General features: G+C 68.2%; 19 protein-coding genes. 13 read left to right on the forward strand and 6 right to left on the reverse strand.

Features of this window, described 5'->3' with window-relative positions:
• The first annotated feature begins 243 nt into the window (after positions 1-243).
• Together Q0C81_RS04780 and Q0C81_RS04785 are read left to right on the forward strand one after the other, a co-directional pair.
• Entirely contained in the window at positions 244-537 is a 294-nt protein-coding gene (locus tag Q0C81_RS04780; protein ID WP_182714080.1) for a DUF736 domain-containing protein, read from the forward strand.
• 72 nt (positions 538-609) lie between these two features.
• Positions 610-1,494, forward strand: coding sequence for a zincin-like metallopeptidase domain-containing protein (locus Q0C81_RS04785; RefSeq protein WP_291834302.1), 885 nt, complete (start codon positions 610-612; stop codon positions 1,492-1,494).
• 36 nt (positions 1,495-1,530) lie between these two features.
• Here Q0C81_RS04785 and Q0C81_RS04790 read toward each other — a convergent pair whose 3' ends face one another.
• From Q0C81_RS04790 to Q0C81_RS04805, 4 genes are all read right to left on the reverse strand, one after another.
• Positions 1,531-1,680, reverse strand: coding sequence for a hypothetical protein (locus tag Q0C81_RS04790; protein ID WP_291834305.1), 150 nt, complete (start codon positions 1,678-1,680; stop codon positions 1,531-1,533).
• On the reverse strand, positions 1,677-2,657 hold the full coding sequence (locus Q0C81_RS04795) for a hypothetical protein (protein ID WP_291834309.1): 981 nt from the start codon (positions 2,655-2,657) through the stop codon (positions 1,677-1,679). Before Q0C81_RS04795 ends, Q0C81_RS04790 begins: the two co-directional genes overlap by 4 nt.
• Positions 2,654-3,337, reverse strand: coding sequence for an Abi family protein (locus Q0C81_RS04800; protein ID WP_291834312.1), 684 nt, complete (start codon positions 3,335-3,337; stop codon positions 2,654-2,656). Before Q0C81_RS04800 ends, Q0C81_RS04795 begins: the two co-directional genes overlap by 4 nt.
• Positions 3,338-3,420: 83 nt before the next feature.
• On the reverse strand, positions 3,421-3,921 hold the full coding sequence (locus Q0C81_RS04805) for a helix-turn-helix domain-containing protein (protein ID WP_291834314.1): 501 nt from the start codon (positions 3,919-3,921) through the stop codon (positions 3,421-3,423).
• A 410-nt stretch (positions 3,922-4,331) separates the two neighbouring features.
• On the opposite strand from Q0C81_RS04805, the gene Q0C81_RS04810 reads away from it, so the two are divergent.
• Together Q0C81_RS04810 and Q0C81_RS04815 are read left to right on the forward strand one after the other, a co-directional pair.
• Entirely contained in the window at positions 4,332-4,853 is a 522-nt protein-coding gene (locus tag Q0C81_RS04810) for a MobC family plasmid mobilization relaxosome protein (RefSeq protein ID WP_291834318.1), read from the forward strand.
• On the forward strand, positions 4,850-5,854 hold the full coding sequence (locus Q0C81_RS04815) for a relaxase/mobilization nuclease domain-containing protein (RefSeq protein WP_291834322.1): 1,005 nt from the start codon (positions 4,850-4,852) through the stop codon (positions 5,852-5,854). Before Q0C81_RS04810 ends, Q0C81_RS04815 begins: the two co-directional genes overlap by 4 nt.
• An 80-nt stretch (positions 5,855-5,934) precedes the next feature.
• Here Q0C81_RS04815 and Q0C81_RS04820 read toward each other — a convergent pair whose 3' ends face one another.
• Positions 5,935-6,312 (reverse strand): LPD7 domain-containing protein, encoded by a 378-nt coding sequence (locus Q0C81_RS04820; protein WP_291834325.1) that lies wholly within the window; start codon positions 6,310-6,312, stop codon positions 5,935-5,937.
• 332 nt (positions 6,313-6,644) lie between these two features.
• Here Q0C81_RS04820 and Q0C81_RS04825 point away from each other — a divergent pair, with 332 nt between their 5' ends.
• The 4 genes from Q0C81_RS04825 to Q0C81_RS04840 all read left to right on the forward strand — a co-directional run bounded on the left by Q0C81_RS04825 (position 6,645) and on the right by Q0C81_RS04840 (position 10,979).
• Complete coding sequence (locus Q0C81_RS04825; protein WP_291834328.1) at positions 6,645-7,046, forward strand: hypothetical protein; 402 nt, start codon at positions 6,645-6,647, stop codon at positions 7,044-7,046.
• Between the two features lie 116 nt (positions 7,047-7,162).
• The gene (locus tag Q0C81_RS04830; RefSeq protein ID WP_291834331.1) at positions 7,163-8,440 is read left to right on the forward strand and encodes a dsDNA nuclease domain-containing protein; all 1,278 of its coding nucleotides are present in this window, start codon (positions 7,163-7,165) and stop codon (positions 8,438-8,440) included.
• Positions 8,437-9,030, forward strand: coding sequence for a hypothetical protein (locus Q0C81_RS04835; RefSeq protein ID WP_291834334.1), 594 nt, complete (start codon positions 8,437-8,439; stop codon positions 9,028-9,030). Before Q0C81_RS04830 ends, Q0C81_RS04835 begins: the two co-directional genes overlap by 4 nt.
• Positions 9,027-10,979: a hypothetical protein gene (locus Q0C81_RS04840; protein WP_291834337.1), complete on the forward strand. Its 1,953-nt coding sequence runs from the start codon at positions 9,027-9,029 to the stop codon at positions 10,977-10,979. The genes Q0C81_RS04835 and Q0C81_RS04840 overlap by 4 nt, the downstream gene beginning before the upstream one ends.
• Positions 10,980-11,000: 21 nt before the next feature.
• Here the strand turns inward: Q0C81_RS04840 and Q0C81_RS04845 are convergent, their stop codons facing one another.
• Positions 11,001-11,465: a helix-turn-helix domain-containing protein gene (locus Q0C81_RS04845; RefSeq protein ID WP_291834340.1), complete on the reverse strand. Its 465-nt coding sequence runs from the start codon at positions 11,463-11,465 to the stop codon at positions 11,001-11,003.
• 53 nt (positions 11,466-11,518) lie between these two features.
• Here Q0C81_RS04845 and Q0C81_RS04850 point away from each other — a divergent pair, with 53 nt between their 5' ends.
• The 5 genes from Q0C81_RS04850 to Q0C81_RS04870 form a co-directional block, all read left to right on the forward strand.
• Positions 11,519-12,187, forward strand: a complete 669-nt coding sequence (locus Q0C81_RS04850) for a cation transporter (protein WP_291834343.1) — start codon at positions 11,519-11,521, stop codon at positions 12,185-12,187.
• Positions 12,188-12,227: 40 nt separating this feature from the next.
• Complete coding sequence (locus tag Q0C81_RS04855; protein WP_291834346.1) at positions 12,228-12,572, forward strand: hypothetical protein; 345 nt, start codon at positions 12,228-12,230, stop codon at positions 12,570-12,572.
• A 56-nt stretch (positions 12,573-12,628) separates the two neighbouring features.
• Positions 12,629-13,882: a TolC family protein gene (locus Q0C81_RS04860; protein WP_291834349.1), complete on the forward strand. Its 1,254-nt coding sequence runs from the start codon at positions 12,629-12,631 to the stop codon at positions 13,880-13,882.
• Positions 13,882-15,084, forward strand: a complete 1,203-nt coding sequence (locus Q0C81_RS04865) for an efflux RND transporter periplasmic adaptor subunit (protein WP_291834352.1) — start codon at positions 13,882-13,884, stop codon at positions 15,082-15,084. Before Q0C81_RS04860 ends, Q0C81_RS04865 begins: the two co-directional genes overlap by 1 nt.
• Positions 15,085-15,093: 9 nt before the next feature.
• Positions 15,094-17,702 (forward strand): CusA/CzcA family heavy metal efflux RND transporter (locus Q0C81_RS04870; RefSeq protein ID WP_291834355.1); only part of this gene is annotated, 2,609 nt, incomplete at its 3' end.

Consider the following 17,702-nt stretch of genomic DNA (forward strand, 5'->3'; position numbering starts at 1 on the left):
CCAGCCGGCGCGGCCTCTCGATGAGGCGGATCTGACCGAAACCCGGTCGGCTGGCGCAACCGCTTGCGCGACTTTCATCCCCGGCCTGACGGCCTTCCTCGCGAAACAAGAAAGTCTCTTGTCGCGGTCCTCCGCTTCGCTGCGGGGGCTCGCTCCACTCTCCCTGCGCGCCGCCCGGGCCCCGGTCTCCCGATCGCCATCGAGGCCGCGGCAGGCGTGGCCCGAAGCAAAGGAGAGACTGACATGGCCACCATCGGCACCTTCACCGCCCAAGGCGACGGCTACACCGGTTCGATCAAGACCCTCACCCTGAACGTCAAGGCGGCGGTTCTTCGGCCCAACGAGAAGAACGACGACAAGGCCCCCGACTTCCGGATCTTCGCCGGCCAGACCGAGTTCGGCGCCGCCTGGAAGCGCAAGAGCCAGCAAGACCGCGACTACCTCTCGGTCAAGCTCGACGATCCCAGCTTCCCGGGACCGATCTACGCCTCCCTGGTGGAGGTCGAGGGCGGACACAGCCTGATCTGGTCCCGCTGACCAAAGAGCCGCGGCGGCGCGGAGACCGCGCCGCCGCTCCTTCTTCCCACACTCCGTTTCGAGGAGGCCGCCATGACGCGCCCCGCCGATCCCGCACGCCCGGACATCCACACCCGGGTCACCCAACAGATCATCGCCCAGCTCGAAGCCGGGGTCCGCCCCTGGACCCAGCCCTGGAAGGCCTCGATCTCCGTCAGCCGCCCGCTCCGCCATGATGGAACGCCCTACAACGGCATCAATGTCGTCCTGCTCTGGGGCGAAGCGGCCAGCCGGGGATTCAGCCGCTCCACCTGGATGACCTTCCGTCAGGCGCTGGCCCTCGGCGCCCACGTCCGTAAGGGCGAACGCGGCGCGACGGTCGTCTACGCCAACCAGATCGTCCGTGAGGACACCGACGACACGGGCGCGGACGTCCAGCAGCGCATCCCGTTCCTGAAGGCCTACACCGTCTTCAACGTCGATCAGATCGAAGGCCTGCCGGAGCGCTTCGGCGAACCGGAGACGATCGAGATTAATCCGGATGAGCGGATCGCCCGCATCGACGCCTTCTTCAGACACTGCGGCGCCGAGATCCGGCACGGCGGCGGCAGCGCCTACTACGCCCCGGGTCCGGACCATGTGCAGATGCCGCCGTTCGAATGTTTCGAGACGGCGGACGACTACTACAGCACCCTCGGCCACGAGATGACCCACTGGACGCGCCATCCCACGCGTCTCGATCGGGACCTGGGCCGTCAGCGCTTCGGCGACGCCGGCTATGCCCGCGAAGAGCTCGTCGCCGAGCTCGGCGCCGCCTTCCTCTGCGCGGACCTCGGGCTCGCCCTCGAACCGCGCGAGGACCATGCGGCCTATATCGCCAACTGGCTCGAGGTCCTGAAGGACGACAAGCGCTTCATCGTCTCGGCGGCCTCGCACGCGCAGAAGGCGGTCGACCATCTGCACGGTCTGCAGCCCTGAGGCCGGGACGGGCCGACGAGCCGTCGGCCCGTTTCCTCAGAAGTCGAGGAAGATCGCGGCCTTCTGTCGGTCCGCGAAGCTGACGACTGTGTGCGTGAACGCCGCGTTCTCGGCGTAGCTGGCCTCGAGAAGACCGATGAGGCGCTCCCGGTTGCGCGCCTGGGCCGGGCTCAGGGCGGCCTTCAATCCCGAACCTCGTCCTCGTCCACACTGGAGATCCAGCTGAAGACTTTGGCGAGGAAGCCGACCATCACATCGGAGGCTTGGACGCCGGGATCGTCATGCGACCTCTCGACGAAGCGATAGTTGCAAAAGGGGGCGTCGCCGTCGGTCAACGTCATCCGGGCGAGCTCGCCGGAGACGACGTCCTCGGCGTCGAAGATGTGGCTCGCATTCTTGAGGATGCAGATGCGCTCCAGGAAGAAATCCCGGAAGCCGTCGATCAGAACCCGCGCTTCCCCGCCCTCTATGAAGGGCAAGGGATGGTGGCGGCCCATCTGCAGCAGGCCCCGCAGCATCTGGTAGCCGAAATGATCCAGCAGACCGGCGTGATCTTCCGCGAAGGCGATCAACTCGGTCATGAAGGCGTGCCGGTTTTCCGGCTTCAGGTCGGGATAGTCGAACCGGGCCATCAGGGCCGCGGTCCGGGCCCGGTCGGCGCGAAGCACGGTGCAGAGGTCCGACTTCAGGGTTTCCCCGAAGCCGTCCGGCATTTTCCCGGCCGCCAGCACCGAGTCGACGACATCGACGACGGACCAGTAGAAGGGGTCGAGCGCGAGGTAGTGGACGAGGAAGTCTTCCTCCAGCGCCCAGTCGAGAAACGTTTCGAGCTTCCTCGACCCGAGGACCTTCGGAAACTCGCCCCGGCCGAAGAGCGCGAAATGCAGCTCCTCGGCGTTGGGCTGGATGAAGGCCCGCGCCCTCAGCGGCGCGACATCGATCGGGGTCGAATCCCGACGACCGAGACCGCCGAGCACCCAGCAGTTCAGATCCGGGACGTTGAAGGCGTCGGCCTGGAGATGCAGTCGCCGGATATTGTTCGTTTCGTCGTAGTAGAGCCAGTAGGCCCGGTCGGCGTGGATCAGGCCGTGCGCCTCGATGGCCGTCCGCCTCAGCATGTTCACGTCGATGACCGGGCTCGTCGTCCCGGAGGGCTCGCTCACGCCTCGTCCTTCCCGGGGCGGGGCAGGGCGAGACGCTCGGCCGGGTGGACCTCGGGGAAGCGGTCGACCGTCCCGCGCCAGTCGTCCATCGCCGGCGACAGCCAGCGGGTCATCTCCAGCATGGCCTGATGCAGCTTGGGCAGGTTCCCGTAGAGAATGGGTTCGTGGTGGGCGATCCGGTTCCGCAGGAGCCGCACCTGTGTCAGGCGCGCGGTGAAGTCCTTCCTGGCCAGGAAGCGGCCTTCCCGCGTGGCGATCCGGTGCAGGGTGCGCTTCCACAGATCGTCCTGCTCCCGCCCGAACATCGAGGTCCAAAAGCTGAAGGTCAGGGCGGCGACCACGCGGCCGTCCTCGATCGGCTTGCCCGCCTCGGTCAGCTCGGCGATCGCCGTGCGCACCTGTTCGGCCTGACGGTCGGTGACGTGACCGGCCTCGGGCTGGAACCAGCCCGGGCCATGGGCCTCGGACATCACCGTATGGATGCGATTGCGCAGCGCCACCTCCAGGGCCTGGAGGGGCACATAGAGGGCTTCGGAGACCTGGGTGTTCAGCGTATAGAGGGCCACGGCGCGCTCGCGGTCGCCTTCCGCCCACGCGACATAGCGGGCGAAGCGTTCGAGAGAGAGCGCGGCTTCCACCGCATCGGCGTCGGCCGCCGGCCTTGCATCAGGGTGGGTCATGGATTATCTCTACCTGCGTACACCCCGGGATCGCCTCTGCTGCAAAGCATGCCCCCGGGGTAAATCAATTCTGGGCCCGGACTTTACGGCTGACGCAGTCCCACCGGAGTGGAGACACGAAGCCGGGCGGCCTCCCGATCCTTGCGCGCCTGGGTGAACTCGGGTTCGAGCTTGCGGACCCGTTCGATCAGACCATCGAGATGGTAGATGTTGGAGGCCCAGTCGCCGGCCGCCGTCTTGCGCATCTCGCGACGCACCAGGCCGGCCTGCTCAAGCTGCCGCATATTGGTCTGGATAGTCTTCGGCTTCACACCGATGCGGCGGCCGAGCTCCGCCCGCGACGGGAAGGGGGCGCGGTTCGGGTCCCGGTAATAGTCCAGCAGCTGAACCAGGATGTTGAACTGCATTGCGGTCAGCCCCAGTCGCGACTGCGCCTGGATCAGGATCGACGGGATGCCGGCATAACCGTTGGCGATGACGGCCTTGCCCCAGATCCGGTCCTGCGACGCGGCGGTCTTGGCGGGGGGCGGGGCGGGGGCGAGCGGCGGGAACGGGACAACGCTCGGTGAGGCGGGGGTGGACATGGCGGAAACTCCTTCCCCACGAACCTATGGGTGCGATGGGCGGCGAACAAGGTTCCGGGGTTGCGGAAGTATGGCGCCGTCATGACCTACCTGACTGGGTATGCTTACGATCGTTACGCCAGATGCGCCGCTTAACGTCCCGCTGATTCAGCGGCAGGCTGAGGACCCAGGTGGGGTTCGCACGAGCCCCACCGGTAGGGCGGGAAAAAGACCCACCCTCCGAGCGGGCGCGCCGCGAGGTCTTCCTCTTCCCGCCTGGTTGGGGCGCCCTTCAGGGCGGCGGGCGAGCGGCCGGAACCGGCCGCCGAGGGGAGGTCGGGCCAGCCCCGTAAGCCTACGGGGCGAAGGGGGTGAGGGTTCTAGGGCAGGATAGGCTTTGCGCCGGCAATGTCTGACAGACCCACTCGCCCATGGATCGCCTCACCCTTCGCCTCCCTCCCGATTTGATCCGCCGCTTCGACGCCGCCGCGGCCTCGCGCGGCGGACGCGCGCGGCTCCTGCGACGGCTGATGGAAGCGGCGGCCCAGGTGCCGTTTCCGGAGGCCCCGGCGACGCCGCCCGCGCGCCTGAAGGCCAAACTGGGCCTGCGGCTGACCATCGAGGACATGACCGCCCTGGAGCGCGAGGCGGCCCGGAGAGGCCAGTCCCGGACACAATGGACCGTGGCTCTGATCCGCGCGCGGCTGCATGGCCGACCTCAGCTCAGCCGTGGCGAGGCGATCGCTTTTCTGGAGGTGCAGCGCGAACTTCGCCGGATCGGCGTCAACATCAACCAGATCGCCCGGGCCCTGAACACGGCCGTGATGGAGGGCGCGGTGCTGGACCTGGAGGTCGCCCAGCTGGACGCCTATGCGCACGAAATCCGCGCGCACCTGGTCGGGGTGCGGGACGCCTTCGCGGGTAATCTGTCGTACTGGACGCCCGACCCATGAACGACTTTCGCCTCCCGTCAGGGTTCGAGGAGGCGCTGCGTCCTCCCGTCCGCATGCGGCGGGCGAGGCTGGCGCACGCGGTGCTGCGTGTAACGCGAGGGAAGGGAAGCGAGCCGGCGACCGCCAGGCTTCAGCGCGTCGCGCGCCGCGCCCCGGAGGTGATGGTCAAGATCACCGGCCGAACGCGGGACGGCGACCATCTGCAGCGCCACCTGGACTACATCACCCGAAAAGGAAAACTGGTCCTGGAGGGACCCGACGGCGAGTGTCTGTCGGGACGTGCGGAGGTCCGCGCGCTGGCCGAGGACTGGCGCGCAGAACTGGATTTTCTGGCGTCCCGAAAGGATGCTCCGGTCTCGCTGTCGATCGTTCTGAGCATGCCGGCGGGGGTGGAACCCGGCCGGGTGCACGATGCCTCGCGCGCGTTCGCGGACGCCCTGTTCGGCGATCGCCATCCCTATGTCTTCGCCCTGCATACGGATGATCGGCATCCCCACGTCCATCTCACCGTCCGGGCGCTTGGACGTGACGGGGAACGGCTCAATCCGCGCAAGGCGGACCTCCAGCTCTGGCGCGAGACCTTCGCAGCGGCCCTGCGTGATCGGGGCGTCGAGGCCGAAGCCACGCCGCGACGCGCGCGTGGTGTGGTGCGCAAGAGCGAACGCACGCCCGTTCGAAAGCTGCGCGAGCGGTTCGAGCGTGGAGAGGGGGCGATGCCGGAGACGCTCAGGGGCGCGTTAAAGGACGCTGCCAGGCCGGCGGCTGAAGCGGAGCCTTGGGAGGTCCACCTGCGCCAGAAGCAGGCGCAAATCCGGAAGGCGCTCGTGGTTGAGGCCTTGCGGCTTCAGGCGTCGAAACTGGAGGCAGACCGTAGCCTCGGGCGCGACCTGGAGACCTTTGTTCGGACACTGCCGCCCGTCGCGACCCGGCGGGAAATTCTGGCCCGGGCCCTCGGCGAAGATCATGGGCGGAGCGCGCGAGGCAAAGATCGAACTCGCTGACGAGGACGATCGTCTGATGCCGGGGCTGTGGACGCGGTCAGAGCGGCAGCTCCGGTTGCCGACACAACGGCGCGGCCTCATCACCGCTGCCGGGTTCGCTCCCCCCGCGTCCGCGCGTCACGGCTGTCGGGCCCGCGGGACTTGTCCGACCCAGGGTGAACCCGCGCCCACGCCTGTTGCAGCAGACGGGCCTGGGTGGCCGGATCCGAGATGAGGGTGCGGACGACCACGGCGGCCATGTCCAGACGCCGCTTCACCTCTTCGCGTGATGGCTCCGTGGCGCGGCGGCCGGCCCGATCGGTTGACTCTTTGGCGGCCTGTCGATCCCGTTCAGTCGGCTTGTAGCCCGCGACCGCGAGACCCAGCGATCGTCCCTGCACCCAGACTTCGCGGCGGAAGGCGTCGTCACCGGAGACCTTGATGCCCGACCAGCCGCGGTGCTGGGCGATCCGGAGCATGGAGGCGACGGAGTCCGGATATCTGGAGAAGACCTGCGCCAAGCTGCGCGTCCGCACGCGTATCGAAGCGGTCGCGGTCGCCGTTCGCGATGGCATCATCGATCCCGACGCGGAGTGAGGTTTGGTGCAACGAAGAGTAGGGGGCGGGTCTGGAACTTCTGTACGGAAGCCGGGGGTTTCAGCCCTGATCGCCGCCGACGCGATGCGTCCCCTGGCTCAGGATCAGCGCCTATACGTTCCGGAACCCGCCAACGGTGCTTATCCTCTGCGGTGTGGCGCCCGGACAAGTCGAAAGTGGTCGGCGGGCCGATGTCCGGGTCCAGGAGAAGCGCGTGAAGCCGATCACGAAATTCGAGCTGTACGAAATCGACGATCCGGCCGAGCCCTATCGGGTGGTGATGTGGTGTCTTCCGCCGGGGCCGCCCGAAGACCCGCGTATCGGGGAGCGTTTCCCCGAAGGGTCGATCGAGGTGCCCAAGAGCTTCGGGGCGATCTGGTTCGACGTCTCGACGTGGCAGGGCGGTTTCGTCGCACAGGCGACCTTCGCCGCCGACGCCGATGCGGTCCGGTGCGATACCATCACGGTCAATGAGGCCCATCGGATGAAAGGGGTCGCGACACAGCTCTACGAGACAGCCAGCGGCGTTTTCCAAGGGCCCGTCATTCCTTCGGACAATCAGACGCCCGACGCGGTGGCGTTCTGGGGCGGGAGGACGCAGATCCTTCGTCCGTGAGCGACGGGCGCGAATTCCTTCCCGTCAAGGTCGTGTCGGTTGATCAGGTTCGGCTCGCAGCGTAGCGTCGCCGGTTCCGGGGACGGCGACGGGGGCTCGCGGAGGGGCGGCCGCAGGTGATTGATCTTGATGGCGATGGGGCGGATGCCCTGGAGGACCCGCGTCTCGATGGAACGAGAAGCGGTGACCCTGGCGATGAGGCCGAACGCAACTTCCGATATCAGCACCAGTACGGGGTGGTCCTGCTCGTCGCCGTTCGGCGCGGCGCCTTCCCCTACGTGAACCTCTACTGCGAACACCACGAGGATCTGCTGTGCGAGCGTCCGGACGGCCTGTTCGACGGTTGGCAGATCAAGACGTCCACGCCGGAGAACGGACCCTGGACGCTCCGCGATGCCGCCCTGGTCAAGTCGATCGGCCGTTTCGTCGACCTGTGCGCGACCTACCCCTCGCAGATCGGCGTCCTGTACTTCGTGTCCAACTCCGACTTCGATGTGGTCGGCGACGACATCCAGGATCAGAAGCGCCGCGGGCGATGCCCTCCGCTGATGCTGGCGCACCTGAGGGCCTGCCCCTCGCTTGCGGACATCGCGGCACCCTTCCTGGCGGCCTTCGACGAACTGGGGGCCACCCTGGGCGCCGACCGGCAGAGGCTGTTCGACGTCCTGCGCCGGGTGGAGCTGGTCAAGGGACCGTCCAGGGCGGAGTTCGACGCGACCCTGGCCCATGAGCATCTCGGGCGGCTTGACGACTGCAGCGCCCTCACACCCGCCCAGCTGTCCGAGCTTCGTGACGACCTGGTGGCGCGGGTCCATCGCGCCGCTTCCCTGCATGTCACCGCCCCGGAGCGCCACACCCGCAGCCTTCTGGCCGAGGGCGACGAGGATCCGGTCATCACCGCAAAGCGCATCGTTTGCGCCGATGTCGTCTTCGCCCCGCCCACGATCGCCCTGAAGGCCTTCGCCTATCAGGGCCAGCCCCGACTGACGCCCGGCGGTCCCCGGCGAGCCGGCGTCCTTGAACAGAAGCTCGAAGCGGGCGGCTTGGGCGAAGCCGTGAGCTACATGACCGCCAAGGAGATGGCCGCGGAATACGCCCTGCTGGAGGATCAGGCGCGCAACCCTGTCGCCGCCGAGAAACAGCTCAAGCAGATCGAGGAGGCCGTCCACGGCGAATGCGTGGAGGCCTATTACGCCGCCGCGAACGAGTCCGAGACCTTCGGCCCGGCCATGCTGACGGACGTGACCGGCAGGCTTCGCAGGCTAGAGGGCGATCGCAGGTCGCTCATGGGCGGACAGCCCTACGAAGTGCTGGTCGGCGTCGCCGCCATGCTGACGCGGGAGTGCCGTGTCTGGTGGAGCAAGCGCTTTGACGTCCAGGAGCCGCGCCCATGAGCCTCGGGGTCCTGAGGGCGGCCGCCCGGGCAGAGAACACCGATGGCCTGCATCTGATGCGGCTGCTGGTCCTGCTCAGGTGCGCCGACAAGCGTGGCAGGACGCCCAAGCCCGTGGAAGGGATCACAAAGCTGGCCAAGCTCGACTTCCTTCTGCGCTACCCCGTCTATCTGGAGCGGGCCCTGGTCGCGCGCGGGAAGTCGCCCGACGCGGTTCATCTGTCGCCGCGTGAACGGACGACCGTGGAGACGCGGATGATCCGCTTCCGCTACGGTCCATGGGACGGGCGCTACAGGCGGTGGCTCAGTCTGCTGTCGGCACGAGGCCTCGTCACCCTGTCGCTCTCCGGCCGGAAGATCGAGATCGGGCTGACCGACGCCGGCCGTGCGGTCGCAGACGATTTCGCGCAGCGGCCGCTGTTCGCGGACCTGGCCGAGCGCGGGACGCTGGTGGTCAAGACCGTCGGGGACATGTCGGCCATGAAGCTCAAGGACTTCGTCTACGAGATCGTCCCGGAAATCACGGGCATGAAGTGGGGGCAGGAGATCGGCGCCGAAAGCGGCGCCGCCCTGGACGGTGATCAGTCGTGAAATTTCATCTGCAGTCGCTGAGCCTCGATCTGAGGCATGCGACCGAGACCATCGTCTTCTCGGACATCACCTATTTCTGGGGCCAGATGGGCGCGGGGAAGTCCAGCATCGCCCGGATGATCGACTACTGCCTCGGCGGCGCCATCCAGCTGTCACCGGCCCTGCAGGCCGAATTCGTATCCGCGACGCTCACTGTGGAGCTTGAGAGGAGCACGCTCATGATCGAACGGCAGCGCGACGGGGCCAATGTCTTCGCCTCATGGGCCGTCGGGGACGAGGTCCAGTCGGTGATCGTGCCGGCCAGGGCCGCTGCCGGGGAGTTGATCCCCCTTACCGGCGTCGAGACCCTGTCGGACCTCATCTTCTGGCTGTCCGGCGTCCAGCCGCCGCGCGTGCGCAAGAGCAAGCTGAAGGACGACAGCAAGACGGTCCGTCTCTCCGTCAGGGATCTGCTCTGGTACTGCTATCTGGACCAGGACAACATCGACAGCGCCTTCTTCCATCTGGAAGAGGACGCCGAGTTCTACCTGCGCCTGAAGAGCCGCGACGTGATCCGGTACGTCATCGGATATCACGATGAAAGGGTCGCCGATCTGGAGGCCGAACTGGATCAGCTGCGCGCCAATCGCACGGCCCGCGCCTCCGCCATCGAAAGCCTGACCCGAACCCTCGACGAAGTGGGCGCCGGCTCCGAAGCGCAGATCGCCGAGCGCGAAGCGTCCCTGAAGGCGGCCCTGGCCGAGGCGGAGGCCAGCATCGTGGCCCTGCGGGAGCTGAAGCGGGTGGGCCAGACGGAGCATGCCGTCGATATCCTCGCACGCCGGACCCGCCGTCTCGGGGTTGGCGTCGCCCGCCTCGACGTTGCGGCCGATGAACTGCTTGCCGCGCGCGAACGACATGTGCGCCATCGAAACGAGATCGAGACCCTCGGCCTGAAGTTCCGGCGCTCCGCCGTGGCGCGCGAAATCCTCGGCGACGTCGGGTTTGCGGACTGCCCCCGATGCACCCAGAGCCTCCCGGCGCGCCCTGCTCGTTGTTGCGAGGTCTGCGGCCAGGACGACAGGCTCGAACTGACCGACGCGGCGGAGCAGGCTGCCCTGGAACTGGACATCGCCTCGCGCCGGGCGGACCTCGACAGCGCGATCGAAGAGATCGACCGCAGTCTCACCCGCATCCGACTGCGGCGGGAGCGCGCGCTGGACCGGAAGGCGTCCCTTGAAACCGCGCGCAACCGCGCGAGCGAGGAGGCGGACTCGGCGTTCCTGTCGACCGTCCTGTTGAAGGAGCGCGAGCGCGCGGCGCTCGAGGCCGAACTGCAGAGCCTCGCCTGGCTGCTGCGGCTTCCCGACCTCCTGCAGCAGCAGCGCGAAGCGCTCGCCCAGATCATTGCCCTGGAGCTCACGCTGAGGGAGGCCCTGAAGGATGCCCGCACGTCGGCCGAAGCCGACCGGACCAGTTTGACCCGGCTCGGCGACTATTTCCTCGACGCCCTGGTCCAGTCCGGCGTGCCGGGCATCCAGCGCGACGACCGCGTCGCCCTGGAGCCGCCGACCTTCTACCCCGCCGTCTTCAGTAGCGACCCATCCGATCTCACGGCCTCGACCTTCACCTCCATGAGCAGCGGCGGGAAGAAGACCCTGTTCAAATGCTGCTTCGCCATCGCCGTCCACCGGATAGCGGCCCTGCTCGACGCGCCGCTTCCGGAGCTTCTGATCATCGACTCCCCGATGAAGAACATCAGTGAACGGGAAAACAGGGCGCAGTTCGAAGGCTTCTACCGGATGGTCTACGCGCTGAAGGCCGGGGAGTTGTCCGAAACCCAGATCATCCTGATCGACAAGGAATACCTGCCGCCGGATCCGGCGCTGGGCCTGGATATCCGCAGCCGGCACATGCAGCCCGACAGCACCGAGCATGAGCCGCTGATCCGGTACTACCGGGGCAAATAGAGGGCGGCAGCCGGCGCCCGGCTAATCGCGCGCCGAATAACGCGTGTGGTGACCATCGCAGTGCGTGTGGTTTCCAAGCGCCTCGATCACCCGGCAATCGGAAATCCGCCCACCTGAGCAACTCGCCGCCTGAATCCGGGCGGGTTCGGCGTGCAGCGCCTGAAGCCCGGCGATGCGAGCCTCAACCGCCGCAAGCTGGCGCTCGGCGATCCGGTTGACCTCCGTGCAGGGCCGGTCGGGTTCGTCGGACAGCGCCAGCAGGGCGCGAATGTCGTCGATCTCGAACCCCAGCTGCCGCGCATGGCGAATGAAGGCCAGCCGCCGCGTCGCAGCGCCGTCGTAAAGGCGCCGGTCGCTTGCCGTGCGAGGCGGCTCCTCCATCAAACCGATCTTCTCGTAGAACCGGATCGTCGGAATCTTCACGCCGGTCTCGGCTGAGAGGCGTCCGATAGTCCGGAGCTGGGGAGGAGATGCGTCTCTGGCCATGGACGAAATATAGGGCTTGATCCTCTAGTGGCTAGAGGATGCATGAAGGGCGCATGACCACGCCCGCCCCGACAGAATCCTGCGCCCCGTCCCGAGGCTGCTGCGGCCATCAGGTCCGGTTCGACGGGGCCTCGCCCGCCTATCGCCGCGTGCTGGTGGCCGTCATCGCCCTTAATCTGGGTGGGTTCTTCGCGGTCGCCGCGGGCGGTCTCATGCAGGGATCGGCGGCGCTCGCTGCCAATGCGATGGACTTCTTGGCCGACAGCGCCACCTACGCCATCAGCCTCTGGGCCATTGGAAAATCCGTGCGGGTGCGGTCCGGCGCCGCAGTCTTCAAAAGCGCAAGCCTTCTCGTCATGGCCGTGAGCATTCTCGGCTACGCCGTCTGGAGAGCGGTCACGGGGCAGCCGCCCGAAGGCGCCGTCATCACCGGTCTGGGACTGGTCGGTTTCGCCGCCAATCTGGTTGCGGCCCTGCTGCTCGTGCGCTTCCGCGAGGGCGACGCCAACGTCCGCTCCGTCTGGCTCTGCACCCGAAACGACCTCATCCACAGTCTCGGCGTGGCTGCGGCTGGCGGGCTGGTCTGGCTGACCGGTTCCCGGTGGCCGGACCTGCTGGCTGGCCTTCTGCTGGGCGGGGTTTTCCTTCAATCCGCGATCTCTATCCTGTTACAGGCAAGAGCGGAGAGCCGCGCAGCAACGTCTGCGGCGCGGACTTTGTAACGCATTGCCTGATGTCGGGAACGGAAGTAACGAGCGCGAGATGACCTGGTCGATGACGACATGGGCGAAACTGATCGTGGCGGCGACCATCGTCTTCGCCGCCTTCTTCTTCGCGCCTGCCGTCGACGCCGCCACCTGCCTGCCCGAGCCGCCCGCGGCTCACGCTGCGGTCGATCATAATCAGGGCGATGGCGACCACAGTGGAAAGGGCGCCGGTCACGGCGTCTGCTCGCACGGTCACTGCCACCACACGACAACCGCCCGCACCAACGGCGTCGACTCGATCGCTCCCGCGTTCGGAGAACCGCCGCTGCAGAGCGGCCGTCACGACGACTTCCGGGCCTCCATCACGCCCGATGGCCTGAAGCGCCCCCCCAGAGTCTGACCGAAGACCTGCGCCTTCGCGCGCCTCTTCGTCCTCAGAAACTCTGGAAATGAATCATGTCTCCCACATCTCGCAGGCGGCCGCGTTACGCGGTCGGCTGCGCCATCGCCGCGATCGCGGCGACCTTGGGCAGTCCCGTATGGGCTGACCCGGCCCCGACCTATGCCCAACTCCTCGCCCAACTCGGGGACGCTCCGGCGACGCTCGAAGCCGGCGCCAACTATGACGCCGCCGAGGCCCGTGTCCGTCAGGCGCGGGTGCGGCCCAACCCAGTCCTCGGCTTCGATGTCGAGAACGCCTACGGCTCAGGTCCCTATTCAGGCCTGAACAACGCGGACATGACCTTGGCCCTGAGCCAGGATCTCGAACTGTGGGGGCGTCGTTCAACGCGTATCGCCGCCGCCCGCGCCGAGGCCGGAGCGGTCGGGCTGCAGCGGGATCTCGCCGTAGTCGACGCCGCCGGCCGTCTCGCCCTCGTCTACGCCGAGGCGGAAGCGGCCCAGAGGCGCGCGACCCTCGCCGAGGAAACCCTGACCCTCACGGTTGCGGACGCTCGCGCCGCCCTGACGCTGGTGGAGGAGGGGCGAGAGCCCCTGCTGCGCGGCATCCAGGGCGAGGCCGAAGCCGCGTCCGCCCGCGCTACGCGGGATGAGGCCGTCGCCGAACGCGACGCCGCCTACGCACGTCTGACTGCGGTCGCCATGATCCCGGTCGCCGTGACCCGGATCGACGACAGTCTCCTGGATGAGACGCCAGCGACGGTCGGATCGGTTATCGACGACGCGCCGACTGTCCGTGTGGCAGAGGCCCAGCGGTCCGCCGCCGAACGGCGCATCGATGTTCAACGGGTTCAGGCCCGCCCGGACATCAACGCCAGCATCGGCATCCGCCGCTTCGAGGCTGAGGACGCGACGGCCCTGACCTTCGGCGTCAGCATGCCGTTGCCGCTGTTCGACCGAAACCGGGGGAACATCGAGGCGGCCCAGGCCGAGTTTCGCGCGGCTGACGCCCGGCTCATGAGTGCGCGGCAGGAGGCCCAGGCGGATCGCGCCGCTGCGGTCGCCCGTCTCGCGGCCTCCGTCAGCCGCGTCAACGCCGCTGACGCCGGCGTCACCGCCGCCGAGGAAGCCTACCGCCTGTCGCGGATCGGCTTCGAGTCCGGCCGCATCTCCCAGGTCGAATTGCGGGTCACCCGCACCGCCCTCGTCAACGCCCGGTCCGCTGCCGTGGACGCGCGTCTCGCGCGTGTCCGCGCCGAGATCGATCTCGCGCGCCTCAACGGCCGCGCCCCCTTCGAAGGAGCCCAGTGATGCGCAAACGCACATCCAACAAGACACTGCTGATCGGCGGCGTCGCCGCCCTCGTCGTTCTCGGAGGCGGCGGGCTCTGGTTCGCCACCCGATCCACCGAACCCGCCACGCCGCCCGCCGCTGAAGGCGAGGCCGGCCACGCGGAAGAGGAGGGGGGACACACCGAAGGCGAGACCGCCGAGGCCGAGACCGAAGGGCGGGTCGAACTGACCGCTGCAGAGATCCAGGCGGCGGGCATCACGATCGTCGGCGTCGGCGGCGGTGGCGGGGGCGAAACCCGCCTGGCGGGTCGCGTCGAACCGATGGTCGATTCCCGCGCCGCGGTCGCCGCTGCCGTCGGAGGTCGCGTCGAGCGGGTTCTCGTCGCGCCGGGTCAGTCGGTCCGGGCCGGCCAGCCGCTCGTCAGCCTCGTCAGCGGCGAGGCTGCGACTTTCCGCGCCGAGGCCGATGCGGCCGGAGCCTCCGCCGAGGCGGCCCGCCAGGCCTATGAGCGCAATCGCAGCCTGTCGGATCAAGGCATCGTCGCCCGTCAGGAGGTCGAGGCTTCCCGCGCCCAGTTCCTGAGCGCCGAGGCGGCGACCCGGGCCGCCCGCGCCCGCTCCGCAGCGGCCGGATCGCCGAACGCCTCCGGGCGGCTGAGTGTGACCAGCCCGATTTCCGGTGTGGTCAGCAGCGTCCAGGTCGGTCCGGGGGGCTTTGTCGCCCAGGGCGGCGTGGTGGCCGAGGTCAGCAACCCGGCCCGGGTCGAAATGGTCTTCAATGCGCCGCCGGCCCTGGCGGCCAACGTCCGCGCGGGCTCGCCCATGCGTGTCACCGGCCCGAACGGGGAGTTCGACGCCGTCGTCACCGGTGTCGCGGCCGACGCCGGGCTCAGTGAGAGCGGTGCGACCGTGATCCGCGCCCGGCCCTCGGGCGCGACCCTGCCGCCGGCCGGGTCGGCCGTCACCGGCGCTGTCGTGACCGGTCAGGCTGCCGGCGGGATGACCGTGCCGAGCGAAGCGGTTCAGACCGTCGACGGGAACACCGTGGTCTTCGTTCAGGTGGAGGGCGGCTTCCAGGCCGTGCAGGTGCTGGCGGGCCGTCAGGCCGCGGGCCGCACAGAGATCCTGCGCGGACTGACCGGCTCCGAACGCGTCGCCTCAGCCAACGCCTTCCTGCTCAAGGCCGAGATGGCCAAGGGCGAAGCCGAGCACGGGCACTAGGGGGGCGTCATGTTCAAAGCGATTATCGAAGCCTCGGTTCGCTTCCGATGGTTCGTGGTTCTGGCGACGGCGATTGTCGCCGCCTTCGGCCTCTACAACCTGACGCAGCTGCCCATCGACGCCGTGCCGGACATCACCAACCGGCAGGTCCAGATCAACACCATCGCCCCGGCGCTCGCGCCCGAGCAGATGGAACGCCAGGTCACCTATCCCCTCGAAACCGCCATGGCGGGCATCCCGGGGATCCAGACTACCCGGTCGCTCAGCCGAAACGGCTTTAGCCAGGTGACTGTCATCTTCTCCGACAGCACGGACATCTACTTCGCTCGCCAGCAGGTGGCCGAACGGATGGCCCAGGCGCGCGAGCGGTTGCCGGAGGGCGTGGAGCCGGCGCTCGCGCCGATCACCACCGGCCTCGGCGAAGTCCTCATGTGGACGGTCGACTTCAAACCGTTCAACAGCGCCAATCTCGCCAAACCGGGAGAGCCCGGCTGGCAGGCGGGCGGCGCCTATCTGACGCCCGAAGGCGAACTGCTGACCACACCACAGGCCCGCGCGACCTATCTCCGCACGGTCCAGGACTGGATCATCGCCCCGCGCATGCGGACCGCGAAGGGCCTGGCCGGCGTCGATGTGAACGGCGGCTATGTGAAGGAGTATGCGGTTCGGCCTGACGCCGCGCGTCTGGCGGGATACGGCCTGAGCCTGAACGACCTCATCGTCGCTCTGGAGCGGGCCAACACCCAGGCCGGTGCGGGCTATGTTCAGCGGTCCGGTGAAGCCCTGACCGTCCGAACCGACGCCCTGGCGCAGACCATCCCGGATCTCGCCCAGGCCCCCGTGGTCAACCGTAACGGGCTGGTCGTGCGGGTCGCCGATGTCGCCACCGTCGAAATCGGCCAGGCGCCGCGTCTCGGCGGCGCAAGCCGCGACGGCCACGAAGCGGTCGTCGGTACGGCGCTGATGCTGGCCGGCGGCAACAGCCGGACGGTGGCCCAAGCCGCCGCCGAACGCCTCGAGGAAGTCTCCGCGAGCTTGCCGCCGAGCGTCGTCGCCGAACCGGTCCTGAACCGGAGTTCGCTCGTCAACAAGACCATCTCGACGGTCGCCAAGAACCTGATCGAAGGCGCCTTGCTGGTGATCGTGGTTCTGTTCCTGCTGCTCGGCAACATCCGCGCGGCCTCGATCACCGCCCTGATGATCCCGATCAGCTTCCTGTTCGCGGTCATCGGCATGAACCGCTTCGGCATCAGCGGAAACCTGATGAGCCTCGGCGCGCTGGACTTCGGCCTTCTGGTCGACGGCGCGGTCGTGGTGGTCGAGAACACCTTGCTGATGCTCAGCCAGAAGCGGGCCGAGGCCGGGCGGATGCTGACGCGTCGGGAACGTCTGGCGGTCGCCGGAGCCGCGGCGCGTCAGATGGTCAAGCCGGCCGCCTTCGGCCAACTCATCATCCTGCTGGTCTTCACGCCTCTGCTCATGCTCGAGGGCGTGGAGGGCAAGACCTTCATCCCGATGGGCGCGACGGTGATGCTGGCTCTCGTCGGCGCCTTCATCTTCTCCTTCACCTTCGTGCCGGCGATGACGGCCCTGCTGGTGCGGGATCCGAAGAAGGTGGAGGTCGACGAGCACGGCCACGCGCACGAGCACGAGACCTTCATCCTCCGCTACGCGCGCCGCTGGATCGAACCCGCCATCCGCGCGGCCGTCGATCGTCCGAGGGTCGTCCTGGCGTCCGCGCTCGGCGCTCTCGTTATCGGCGGCATAGCCTTCAGCAGCCTGGGGCGTGAGTTCATCCCGACCCTGGACGAAGGCGACATCGCCATGCAGGCGCTGCGCGTGCCCTCAGCGTCGCTGGAGCAATCCCTGGCGATGCAGATGGCGCTGGAGCGCGTCATCAAGGCCCAGCCCGAGGTGAAGACCATCTTCGCCCGCACCGGGACGGCGGAGGCGGCCGTGGACCCGATGCCGCCGAACATCTCCGACGCGGTCATCGTCCTGAAGGACCGCAAGGAGTGGCCCGATCCGAACCTCCCGAAGGAGGAGCTGATCGCGCGGTTCGAAGAGCTCGCCGCCGGGCAACTCGGCAACAGCTTCGAGTTCAGCCAGCCCATCGAGCTGCGCTTCAACGAGCTGATCTCGGGCGTCCGAACCGACCTCGCGGTCATGGTCTACGGCGACGACTTCACCCAGCTGCAGGCTACGGCGGATCGAGTCGCCAACGCTCTGCGCGCGACGCCCGGATCTGCGGACGTCCGCGTGGAGCAGGCTTCAGGGCTCCCAACCCTGACCGTCAGCGTGGATCGCTTCGCGGCCGCCAACTACGGCCTGTCGGCTGCCGATGTCTCCGAAGCGGTTTCGGCCGCGGTCGGGGGCGCCGAGGCCGGGCAGATCTTCGAGGGCGATCGCCGCTTCAGCGTCGTCGTCCGTCTCGCGGATGAAGCCCGGAACGATCCGGCGGCCCTCGCGGCCCTGCCGATCACGACCGCTACGGGCGTGACGGTTCCGCTCTCCTCCGTCGCCCGGATTCAGGTGGCCGAGGGGCAGAACCAGATCAGCCGCAATGACGGCAGCCGGCGCATGGTGGTTCAGGCCAACGTTCGCGGGCGCGATCTGGG

Origin of the sequence: Brevundimonas sp. (assembly GCF_023259385.1) — a bacterium.
GTDB lineage: Bacteria > Pseudomonadota > Alphaproteobacteria > Caulobacterales > Caulobacteraceae > Brevundimonas.

Coding starts and splice junctions, on each gene's coding strand:
- Q0C81_RS04845 (WP_291834340.1), bottom strand. CDS start 11,465: ATGGCCAGAGACGCATCTCCTCCCCAGCTCCGGACTATCGGACGCCTC.
- Q0C81_RS04820 (WP_291834325.1), bottom strand. CDS start 6,312: ATGCTCCGGATCGCCCAGCACCGCGGCTGGTCGGGCATCAAGGTCTCC.
- Q0C81_RS04860 (WP_291834349.1), top strand. CDS start 12,629: ATGTCTCCCACATCTCGCAGGCGGCCGCGTTACGCGGTCGGCTGCGCC.
- Q0C81_RS04810 (WP_291834318.1), top strand. CDS start 4,332: ATGGATCGCCTCACCCTTCGCCTCCCTCCCGATTTGATCCGCCGCTTC.
- Q0C81_RS04815 (WP_291834322.1), top strand. CDS start 4,850: ATGAACGACTTTCGCCTCCCGTCAGGGTTCGAGGAGGCGCTGCGTCCT.
- Q0C81_RS04805 (WP_291834314.1), bottom strand. CDS start 3,921: ATGTCCACCCCCGCCTCACCGAGCGTTGTCCCGTTCCCGCCGCTCGCC.
- Q0C81_RS04855 (WP_291834346.1), top strand. CDS start 12,228: ATGACCTGGTCGATGACGACATGGGCGAAACTGATCGTGGCGGCGACC.
- Q0C81_RS04835 (WP_291834334.1), top strand. CDS start 8,437: ATGAGCCTCGGGGTCCTGAGGGCGGCCGCCCGGGCAGAGAACACCGAT.
- Q0C81_RS04780 (WP_182714080.1), top strand. CDS start 244: ATGGCCACCATCGGCACCTTCACCGCCCAAGGCGACGGCTACACCGGT.
- Q0C81_RS04865 (WP_291834352.1), top strand. CDS start 13,882: ATGCGCAAACGCACATCCAACAAGACACTGCTGATCGGCGGCGTCGCC.
- Q0C81_RS04800 (WP_291834312.1), bottom strand. CDS start 3,337: ATGACCCACCCTGATGCAAGGCCGGCGGCCGACGCCGATGCGGTGGAA.
- Q0C81_RS04850 (WP_291834343.1), top strand. CDS start 11,519: ATGACCACGCCCGCCCCGACAGAATCCTGCGCCCCGTCCCGAGGCTGC.
- Q0C81_RS04785 (WP_291834302.1), top strand. CDS start 610: ATGACGCGCCCCGCCGATCCCGCACGCCCGGACATCCACACCCGGGTC.